Raw genomic sequence first — 6,475 nt, forward strand, 5'->3', positions numbered from 1 at the left:
CAGCGCATGAGGCTGATGATGCCAAGATGCAGGCAGAGCCTGCTCGCGCATCTCGTTTTATCAGCCAGTGGCGGGAAGGCTGGGCATTCCTCTGGCGCAGTCGAATGCTTTTGCATACGCTCATATTCGGGCTGTTCGGCTTGATCGCCATTCTTATGATCGACTACCAGTTCCCTACGTTGCTGCGCGTGCTCGCCCCGGGCAACGAATCGCTGCTCGGTTGGCTGGTTTCAGCTATAGGTGCTGGCGCTGTTGTCTGCATGCTTGTGCTGAATCGCTTGAATCGTGTAAGTGCAGGCTGGGGACTTGGTGGAGGGTATGTGCTGGTTGGCGGAGCGATTGCCGCTTTAGGCTGGGCGCAACCCGGGATGGGACTCCCCGTACTGCTTGCGATCGGGGCTATGCTAGGTGTGGGGAACGGACTGTACATTATCACCCAGAATTACATATTACAAGCCAAAACCCCTGCTGATATGGTGGGACGTGTCTTCGGTATTCAAAGTACCGTCATTGGAGCGATCATGGTTATTTCGCCGCTTGCCGGGGGAGTATTGATCCGAATAGCAGGGGCGGGGACGGCTTTTGTCTGGATCGGTATGACCGTAGGAATCCTGGGCTTAGCAGGACTACTGCTTCAATCCGTAATTTGGCGGGAGTCTCTCGCTGATCCCATCCCTTCTGCTGAACAAAATGCCGACCTGGCGTAATCGTTTGCTTCCATTATAGTAATTTATATTTTTATATTTTTAGCATAGGAGTGATTGAGTTGACTCAAAATTCTTCGTCGGCAACGCCTGTGGCACGATTGCTTGAAGGATCACGGGTTTACCTGCGCCCCATTAACGTGGAGGACACCGAGTTATACTACAACACATTGTTTCATCAGGAAGTGCGGAGGCTGACAGGCACACAGCGAAGCTTTACCAAGGAGCAGATTGCCCGATATATTGAAGCTAAAGGACAGGATACCTCAAGCCTGCTGTTGCTCATTGCACTTCAGGAGGATGATCGTGCCATCGGCGATATTGCGCTGCAAGATATGGACAGCCTGAATCGCAGCGCCAACATCCGTATTGCGATCAATGAGCAAGGAAATCAGGGGAAAGGCTATGGCACCGAAGCGCTTGTACTCATGCTGGACTATGGGTTCGGTGTTTGTAACCTGCATCGGATTGAGCTGAATGTATTTGATTTTAATGAACGAGCTATTCGCTGCTATGAAAAAGTAGGCTTTAAGCGTGAAGGTGTGCAGCGGGATGCTTTATTCTACAATCATGAATACCATGATTCGATTTTGATGAGTATGCTGCATCATGAATACTGTACCCAGTATGTAAAAAAAGCAGAAAGTTGACACCATACGTTTACATGGGCTTGCAGAAAGATATAATTAAAAGATAAAATTACTTGTTTGTGCAAGTATGACCGACAACATCAAATGAATAGATGAACTACCCGAGGAGCCTGTCACCAAGGCTCCTTTATGTCTTTTTTAGGGGAACCTGTGCTATATTTCGGGTTCCCCTTTTTATTTGTGCGTTGTTCTTTTCAGGTCAGACACATATTTTGCCGTTGCTCTGTGATTTTGGAGTTGGTGAAGCCTTTGGTTTTTCAGTGCATGAAGGATGGTTTCTGGGGATTGTCTTGAGCGCTACTTCCGTAAGCATTACGGTGCAGGTGCTCAAGGATATGAACAAGCTGAATACTCGAGAAGGTTCGACCATTTTGGGCGCAGCCGTACTGGATGATGTGCTTGTCGTAGTGCTGCTTGCGGTAGTGATGAATATATTCGGCATGGGTGGGCAAACCTCGCTGGGACTTCTTGTTGGCAAGAAGCTGATCTTCTTCGTGGTAGCTATTCTGGGTGGCTGGTTCGTTGTTCCATGGATTATGAAAATACTTGCCCCTCTCAAAGTGACAGAAGCTGTGATTACGGCTGCTTTGGTTATTTGCTTCGGTTTTGCGTATTTTGCAGATTTGATGGGTATGGCGGGTATTATCGGAGCTTTTGCTGCCGGGATTGCCATTTCGCAAACAAGCTTTAAGCAAGTTGTAGAAGAAAAGGTGGAGCCCATCGCCTATTCCATCTTTGTTCCTGTATTTTTTGTCAGCATTGGCTTAACCACCGGGTTGCAGACGGGTCTGCTGGTACAGCAGTATTTTACATCAGTTATCATTGCCGTTATTTTGACGACGTTGGCTGCACCTCCAGTTCTTAAGCTATGCTTTAGTGATCGGAAAACTGTAAATCAAGTTGAAAAGTAGAAGATTGGACGGACTAGACCTACAGTAAGACCCTTCTGGATCATTTTCCAAGCAGGATGGAAAGTGAACCAGAAGGGTCTTTTTATGTTGGATGTTCGGTTAGCTGCAGAATTAGGACTCGGATACGACAGTGAAACGTTGATTCAGATGTTGTGGTTCTTCAATTTCGTCTACTACGGCAACAGCATAATCCTCATAGCTCACATAGCTTGCACCTTTGGAATTAACCAGCAGTGTGTCCTTGCCCACTTGGTAAGAGCCTGTACGTTTGCCGAGAGCGAATTCCGCGGAGGGACTAATGAACGTCCAGTTCAGGTCGCTGGTACCGCGTAGAATGTCCAGATTTTTCCCTTGGTTATGAGCCGTTGGATATACAAAATCAGGGAACCCAGGAGTATCCTTGACCAAGAGTGTCTGGGATTCATCCGTAAACAAGCTACCTGCACCACCTACGACAATCAGACGAGTACCGGACACATGACGGAGAGCCTCAATCAGTACATTACCTGCATCTACATGCAGATGCTCTTGTCCGAATGGAGCGGCAAAAGCATTAACAACAACGTCAAAACCCTTCAGATCATCTGTTTTCAGATCAAAAACGTCCTTTTGTACTACAGCAGCACGCTTGTCCGTTACTTTAGCCGGGTCACGCACGATGGCGGTGACTTCATGGCCTCTGTCTAATGCTTCTTTTGCGATGTTACTTCCCGCTTTACCGCCTGCACCAATAACTGCAATTTTCATAATAGTATATCCTCCTATAAATATGATTTAGAAATTCACTTCTTTAACTGCGTGTTCATCCTTGAACTTAAATATGTAACTATTATAGTTACAATATAAAATAAAAGTCAAGCTCTTCTGTTGGGCAAAATAAGGTCCTCCGATTGGAAAGAGAGGAACTCGTTTAAATATAAGGTGAACGCAATGAGTACATTTAAAGCATATTGGAACGATATAGAACGCAGATAAGAAAGGAAGAGTGAAACGATATGAGTAAAAGGGTACAGCTGGAGCCCGCAGCGCAAAAATTCGCAGACGATAATGCCAAGCCTCCGTTCTTGTATGATTTGGGACCTGAAAAAGGACGTGAGACGGTCAATGAGGTTCAATCCGGTCCAGCAGATAAACCTGCGGCAGACCTAGAGGATCTGTCGATTCCAGGTGGTCCTGGCGGTGAGGTGAAGGTCAGAATTGTTCGTCCGCAACAGGTGACAGGTGATCTCCCGGTCATCGTCTATATCCATGGAGCAGGCTGGGTATTCGGTAACGCTCATACGCATGACCGACTGATTCGTGAACTGGCGGTAGGCTCACAGGCAGCCGTTGTATTCCCGGAATACAGCTTGTCACCTGAAGCCAAATATCCGACGGCGCTTGAGGAGATTTACGCGGTCGTTCAATGGGTAGCACAGCATGGGCGCGAGCATGGGCTGAAGCCCGACACGTTGACGATCGCCGGAGATAGTGTCGGTGGTAACATGACTGCAGCTGTCACTTTGCTGGCCAAAGAACGCAGTGGTCCTGCTATTCGGCAGCAGTTGTTATTCTATCCGGTGACGGATGCATCTTTTGATACGGAATCATATCATGAGTTCGCCACAGGGTATTTCCTGAGCCGCGAAGGGATGCAATGGTTCTGGGATCAATATACGACGGATCCCAACGAACGAGCACAAATCACGGCGTCCCCGTTACGTGCCACTATGGACCAGCTTAAAGGGCTACCGCGTGCGCTGGTTATTACAGGCGAGGCCGATGTGTTGCGGGATGAAGGTGAAGCCTATGCGAACAAGCTGCGTGAAGCAGGGGTAGATGTGACCGCTGTACGCTTTCAGGGTATTATACATGACTTCGTAATGCTGAACCCATTGTCGGAAACCGCAGCTAAGCGCGGCGCGATCATGCTGGCTACCTCGTGGTTGCGCCAAGGGTTTGAGGGCTAGTCTCGTATAAAACAATTCTAAGATCCCACCTTGTGATCTGATCGAGTCCTATGACGGATAAGGCTGTCTTCTCCCGCAGATGCTAAAGCAGGAGGGCAGCCTTTATACATATCCCCATTGAAACCGCTTCACGTTCGTCGAACAGAGTGATAATATAAAATTTGAACGAGTTTTAAATGACATTCGGCCCAAGGGGGATATCCATGCCATTTCAGGGACAACGCATTTTACCTGCAGCTAAGCATATGAAGCAGTTGGAGGATATTTTGGACAGCTCTTATGAGTATGCTGTTTTTCTGGATACGCATGTAGCGCAACTGCGCAACCTGTATCAGATGGCAAGGAGCCGCAACAAGCAGATGCTTCTGCATGCCGACCTGGTGCAAGGTTTGAAAAATGACGAGTATGCCGCTGAGTATTTGTGTCAGGAGATTAAGCCATTTGGGATTATTTCAACCCGTTCCGGGGTGATTGCAACCGCTAAAAAAAAGGGAATTCTTGCTGTACAACGAGTGTTCCTGCTGGATACGATTGCGCTAGAAAAAAGCTACGCACTGGTGGAAAAAACGCGCCCTGATTATATTGAGGTGCTGCCCGGTGTTGTACCGCCAATGATCGCAGAGGTCAGTGAACGCACGGGTATTCCTATTTTGGCTGGTGGACTTATTCGTACTCCTGAGGATGTGGAGGCAGCGTTGGCAGCGGGTGCTGCAGCCGTTACGACCTCCAATAAACAACTGTTTGAGCACTATAAGCGATAGTTTTTTTGAATCCAGTGGACTACCTACATAATAAGCAAGAGCGCGATCTTTGGCTTGGCGTGGGGAACGACCTGCAATGAACGCAGGCATATTTCCCTTTTCATCGTGCACTGTGTATGCTACGATATAAATAAGTTAATACTCGTCAGGAGACTTGGAGAGACCATGAACCGCTCGGCATCCGCCGCAGCGATGTTCGTGGTCTTTTTTTGTGCCTTTTGATGATTCCCGGCGTCAGATTGCATAGCAGACATGTACGAAATTGGAGGGATAGATGATGGGAGAACGAGGATTTGCTGCGCAGGAGAGAACGGCTGTTTTAGAACGTATGGGGCGTGAGCATTTTGATATTTTAATTATTGGCGGCGGCATTACAGGGGCGGGAATTGCGCTGGATGCGGCGGATCGTGGTTTGAAGACAGCGCTGGTGGAAATGCAGGATTTTGCAGCAGGCACATCCAGTCGTTCTACCAAGCTGGTGCATGGTGGTCTTCGTTATTTGAAGCAATTTGAAGTGAAGATGGTAGCCGAGGTCGGGAAGGAGCGAGCTATCGTATTTGAAAATGGTCCTCATGTGACCATTCCGGAGCGTATGCTGCTTCCTTTTCACCAGGGGGGCACGTTTAATGCGTTTACCACTTCTGTGGGGCTGCTAGTATATGATTTCCTCGCTGGCGTGAAGCGTAGTGAGCGCCGCCGCATGCTGGACATTCAGGCTACGCTGGAGCGCGAGCCTTTACTGAAGAGAGAAGGGCTGAAGGGAAGCGGCAGCTATGTGGAGTACCGCACAGACGATGCTCGCCTGACGATTGAGGTAATGAAGGAAGCCGTTACACGAGGGGCGCTGGCTGTGAACTATGCCAAGGCTGACAAGCTGCTGTATGACAGCGGACGAATAAGCGGCGCCAGTGTAACCGATCGGATAACGGGGAAACCATACGAAATCAGGGCTTCGCTGGTCATTAACGCTGCCGGGCCTTGGGTAGATACGTTGCGGGAAATGGATCGCTCCAAAGAGGGCAAGGTGCTTCGCCTGACGAAGGGTATCCATCTGGTATTCGATGGTGAGCGCTTCCCGCTTCAACAGGCAGTGTATTTCGATACACCGGATGGACGCATGGTATTCGCGATCCCGCGTGACGGAAAAACCTATGCAGGTACAACCGACACGGTGTATGAGGGAGATACGGCGCATCCTCGGATGACTGCCGAAGACCGGGCGTATGTGCTTCAGGCGATCAACGGGATGTTCCCGGATGTGAAGCTGACGGTTACAGACGTGGAATCCAGTTGGGCAGGGGTACGCCCGCTTATTTATGAAGACGGTAAAAGCCCTTCAGAAATTTCACGCAAGGACGAAATTTGGGAATCCCGTTCAGGGCTGATCACGATTGCAGGCGGCAAGCTGACGGGCTACCGGAAAATGTCCGAACTCGTCGTGGATCGTGCGGTACGGGAGCTGGGTCGCTTGCATGGGCAGAGCTTTCGGGCATGCCGCAC

7 protein-coding genes are annotated in these 6,475 nt (G+C 49.2%); 6 read left to right on the forward strand and 1 reads right to left on the reverse strand.

Features of this window, described 5'->3' with window-relative positions:
• From AC5V8P_RS22210 to AC5V8P_RS22220, 3 genes are all read left to right on the forward strand, one after another.
• Positions 1–707: MFS transporter (locus AC5V8P_RS22210; RefSeq protein WP_495473872.1), on the forward strand; the 707-nt coding region annotated here is incomplete at its 5' end.
• 59 nt (positions 708–766) lie between these two features.
• Complete coding sequence (locus tag AC5V8P_RS22215) at positions 767–1,354, forward strand: GNAT family N-acetyltransferase (protein ID WP_081276864.1); 588 nt, start codon at positions 767–769, stop codon at positions 1,352–1,354.
• A 92-nt stretch (positions 1,355–1,446) separates the two neighbouring features.
• Positions 1,447–2,265, forward strand: coding sequence for a cation:proton antiporter domain-containing protein (locus AC5V8P_RS22220; protein ID WP_269203324.1), 819 nt, complete (start codon positions 1,447–1,449; stop codon positions 2,263–2,265).
• Positions 2,266–2,376: 111 nt separating this feature from the next.
• Here the strand turns inward: AC5V8P_RS22220 and AC5V8P_RS22225 are convergent, their stop codons facing one another.
• Positions 2,377–3,012, reverse strand: a complete 636-nt coding sequence (locus AC5V8P_RS22225) for an NAD(P)-dependent oxidoreductase (RefSeq protein ID WP_063207117.1) — start codon at positions 3,010–3,012, stop codon at positions 2,377–2,379.
• 248 nt (positions 3,013–3,260) lie between these two features.
• Here AC5V8P_RS22225 and AC5V8P_RS22230 point away from each other — a divergent pair, with 248 nt between their 5' ends.
• The 3 genes from AC5V8P_RS22230 to AC5V8P_RS22240 all read left to right on the forward strand — a co-directional run.
• Positions 3,261–4,214, forward strand: a complete 954-nt coding sequence (locus tag AC5V8P_RS22230; protein WP_063207113.1) for an alpha/beta hydrolase — start codon at positions 3,261–3,263, stop codon at positions 4,212–4,214.
• A gap of 203 nt (positions 4,215–4,417) precedes the next feature.
• Positions 4,418–4,975 (forward strand): glycerol-3-phosphate responsive antiterminator, encoded by a 558-nt coding sequence (locus AC5V8P_RS22235; protein WP_019688909.1) that lies wholly within the window; start codon positions 4,418–4,420, stop codon positions 4,973–4,975.
• A gap of 277 nt (positions 4,976–5,252) precedes the next feature.
• Positions 5,253–6,475: glycerol-3-phosphate dehydrogenase/oxidase (locus tag AC5V8P_RS22240; RefSeq protein WP_495473873.1), on the forward strand; the 1,223-nt coding region annotated here is incomplete at its 3' end.

The sequence above is a fragment of the Paenibacillus sp. N119s genome (assembly GCF_059447605.1).